This is a genomic window from Intrasporangium sp., assembly GCF_030452765.1.
Lineage (GTDB): Bacteria > Actinomycetota > Actinomycetes > Actinomycetales > Dermatophilaceae > Intrasporangium_A.
In genome coordinates, this window is sequence record NZ_JAKDLO010000292.1 from 1 (window position 1) to 3367 (window position 3367).

At 71.9% G+C, this 3367-nt stretch carries 3 protein-coding genes and 1 pseudogene; 1 reads left to right on the top strand and 3 read right to left on the bottom strand.

What is annotated here, in order from left to right; translation table 11 throughout:
* Positions 1-397, top strand: a pseudogene (locus L0H79_RS21515) (hypothetical protein); the annotation flags it as partial.
* 88 nt (positions 398-485) lie between these two features.
* Here L0H79_RS21515 and nadC read toward each other — a convergent pair.
* From nadC to nadA, 3 genes are all read right to left on the bottom strand, one after another.
* Positions 486-1358, bottom strand: a complete 873-nt coding sequence (gene nadC / locus L0H79_RS21520) for a carboxylating nicotinate-nucleotide diphosphorylase (RefSeq protein ID WP_301486777.1) — start codon at positions 1356-1358, stop codon at positions 486-488.
* A complete protein-coding gene (locus tag L0H79_RS21525) occupies positions 1355-3070 on the bottom strand; it encodes an L-aspartate oxidase (RefSeq protein WP_301486779.1) in 1716 nt (571 codons plus the stop codon). Before L0H79_RS21525 ends, nadC begins: the two co-directional genes overlap by 4 nt.
* A partial coding sequence (gene nadA, locus L0H79_RS21530; RefSeq protein WP_301486780.1) for a quinolinate synthase NadA occupies positions 3067-3367 on the bottom strand: 301 nt, incomplete at its 5' end. The genes nadA and L0H79_RS21525, both read right to left, overlap by 4 nt.

A 3367-nucleotide genomic window follows, 5' to 3' on the forward strand; every position in this document is an offset into this window, starting at 1 on the left:
CCGACCCGGCCCAAGCCTCCTGACCCCCGACGAACTTACGATCCTGACCACTAAGTGGAGGGGTCAGCTGGGCGGGACCCTTGGCCTCGCGGTGCTCGTCACCGTGTTCGGGTCGGCCAGCAGGGCGGCTGCCGGAGCACCCGGACCGGCCGCCCTCCGAGGACAGCACGCCTTCGTCGTCGGGTCCACGACGGCGCTGACCGTCGCGGCTGCCCTGCTCGCGGTGACGGTGGGCATCGTCGCGCTCGTCCGGATGGCCCCGACCGCCGTCGCCCCTGCGGCCCCACCCGAGCCCAAGCTGATCCGTGTCCCTCCAGCCCGTCAGCCCTCCAGCCGGTCCAGCCATGGAGCGGGCCCTCGAGTGGCGCGCAGGTCGGGATGCCGCTCAGCCTCCTGAGCGGCATCGCGACCTCCCTGCCCATCCTCCTGCTCGCGCGCATGGTCGAGGGAAGGCGCCGACCTTGCTCGGGATCGCGTGGCGCCTCCTACTCGGGCGTGTGGTCGAGCCCGAGGTCGAGCACCGGTGCACTGTGGGTGATCCATCCGGCAGAGACGAGGTCGACGCCCGCCTCGGCCAGGGCCGGCGCCGTCTCGGGGGTGACCTGCCCGGACGCCTCGGTCACCATCCGCCCGGCCACGAGCCGAACCGCCCTGGCGGTCGTCTCGGGCGACATGTTGTCGAGCAGCACCGCGTCGACCGGGTCGACGAGCAGCTCCTCGAGCTGGTCGAGGCTGTCGACCTCGACCTCGATGGCAACGAGGTGGCCAACCGCTGCACGGACCCGCTTGACGGCCTCGCTGACCGAGCCGGCGACGGCGATGTGGTTGTCCTTGACGAGCACGGCGTCGTCGAGCCCGAAGCGGTGGTTGACACCTCCGCCGGCGCGGACGGCATACTTCTCCACCGCGCGGAGCCCCGGTGTGGTCTTGCGGGTGCAGCACACCCGGGTGTCCGTGTGAGCGACCGCATCGACGAGCGTCGCTGTCGCCGTGGCGATTCCGGACAGGTGGCCGAGGAAGTTCAGCGCGACTCGTTCGGCGGTCAGCAGCGAGCGGGCCGGCCCCTCGATGCGGGCCACCCGGTCACCGGGTGCGACGCGAGTACCGTCCGGCACGTGGGTCGTGAAGCGCACCGAGGGGTCGACCGAGGTGAACGCCAGGCGGGCCAGGTCGAGTCCGGCTATCGTGCCGGCCTCGCGGGCGGCGATGACGAACGCGTCGCGTACATCCATCGGGATGATCGCGTCCGAGGTGAGGTCGCCGGCGCGGCCGAGGTCCTCGAGGAGGGCCGCCTCGACGAGCGGTCGGAGCAGGAGGTCGGGCAGGGGATTCAGGATCGGCAGGGGATTCAGGATCATCGGGTGGCTCCTACCGGCACGAGGTGGACGGCCTGGTCAACCCTGCTCGGGAGGACATCGGTGAGCGCGACTGCGGTGTGCGCCGCCATGTCGTCCGTCTGCGGGTAGTCCAGACGGGTATGTCCGCCACGGCTCTCCTGCCGGAGGACGGCACAGCGCGTCACGAGGAGTGCGACGAGGATTGTGTCGTCGACGTATTCAGGGTCAGGCGTCGTCATCTCAGTGAGGAACGAGTCGGCCGCCGCGAGGTTCAGGCCGTCGCGGAGGATCCCGACCGCACGCGTCATGAGGGCTCTGATCTCGTCGGGACGCGGCGAACCGTCGTCACGACGCGGCCATCCGTGGTCGCTTCGCCCATCGGTGGGTGGTGCCCAGGTCGAGCTGGTCACCACACTGCCTGGCGAAGCGGCGGCGATCTGCTGTGAGCCGGTGCACTCTCGATCGGGAGTAGTGCACTCTCGATCGGGATTGGTGCACTCTCGATCGGGAGTAGTGCACTCTCGATCGGGATTGGTGCACTCTCGATCGGCGAGGTCGTCGGCCACCCAGCCACCGCAGACGACCGCCTCGAGCAACGAGTTGCTGGCGAGGCGGTTCGCGCCGTGCAGGCCCGTGCTCGCGACCTCGCCGACGGCCCAGAGGCCCGGCACGGTGGTGCGGCCACGAAGATCGACGGTGACGCCGCCGCACTGGTAGTGCGCAGCGGGCCGGATCGGGATCAGCTCGGCGGCCGGGTCGACCCCGGCGGCGAGGCAGGCGCGCGACACCGTCGGGAAAGATGCAGCGAAGCGCTCCCCCAAGGCTGTGCGCGCGTCGAGGAACACGTGCTCCCCACGGGACACCGCCCCCCACACGACCCGGGCCACGACGTCGCGGGCGGCGAGCGGGTCGTCGGTCAGCGGGTCACCGGCGGCGTCGACCAGCAGGGCGCCCGCGCCGCGGACGGCCTCACTGACCAGCGGCATCGGGTCGATCCCGATATCGAGCGCGGTCGGGTGGAACTGGACCATCTCGAGGTCGCGCAGCTCGGCGCCTGCTCGTGCGGCCAGCGCCAGACCGAGCCCACGTGAGCCTCGCGGGTTCGTCGTGTGCTGCCACAGCTGGCCGGAGCCACCCGTCGCGAGGACGACCTGGCTGGAGGTCAGCTGGATCTGGCGCCCTGCGGCCTCGGCGAGCACACCGACGACGTGGCCGCCGTCCACGATGAGGCGGCGCGCGCGGGTGTCTTCGAGCACGGTGATCGACGGTGTCGCCCGGACGGCCTCGACGACGGCCCGCAGGATCTCGGCACCCGTGCCGTCGCCCTTGGCGTGGACGATGCGGTGGCGCGAGTGGGCTCCCTCGAGCCCGAGCCGGTAGCGGCCATCCCGGTCCCGGTCGAAGCGGGCACCGAGGTCGCTGAGGTAGGCGACGGCGGCGGGCGCCGCTGAGGTGATCCGCGAGACCGCCACGGGCTCACACAGCCCGACGCCCGCCGCGAGGGTGTCCCTGGCGTGCAGCTCGGCCGAGTCGTCGTCGGCCAGGGCCGCGGCGATGCCGCCCTGCGCCCAGCCGCTCGCCGCGCCGTGGCCGAGGGACCCGGCCGAGAGCACGACACAGGGCTGCGGGGCCAGGCGCAGCGCGGTCACCAGCCCGGCGAGCCCCGCCCCGACGATGACCGGGAGCCCGGCGGCACCCGCCGGGCGCGACGACGAGAGCTGGGTGGGCGTCATACGGCCAACATCCGATCCACCACGAGACGGGCGCGATCGGCGACCGCGGAGGCGATCGTGACCTCGTGGGTCATGGTCTCGAGGCTGCGGCGGATCTTGGCGAGCGTGTTGCGCTTCATGTGCGGGCAGAGGTTGCACGGCCGGATGAACTCGATCTCGGGGTGCTGGGCGGCGATGTTGTCGCTCATCGAGCACTCGGTGATGAGGGTGACCTGGCTCGGGTGGCGTTTGAGAACGAAGTCGAGCATCTGCGCGGTGGAGCCGGCGAGGTCCGCGACCGCGACGACGTCGGGCGGG

Excerpts from the sequence above, each read along its gene's own strand:
- nadC (WP_301486777.1), bottom strand. The coding sequence starts at position 1,358 with ATGATCCTGAATCCCCTGCCGATCCTGAATCCCCTGCCCGACCTCCTG.
- L0H79_RS21525 (WP_301486779.1), bottom strand. The coding sequence starts at position 3,070 with ATGACGCCCACCCAGCTCTCGTCGTCGCGCCCGGCGGGTGCCGCCGGG.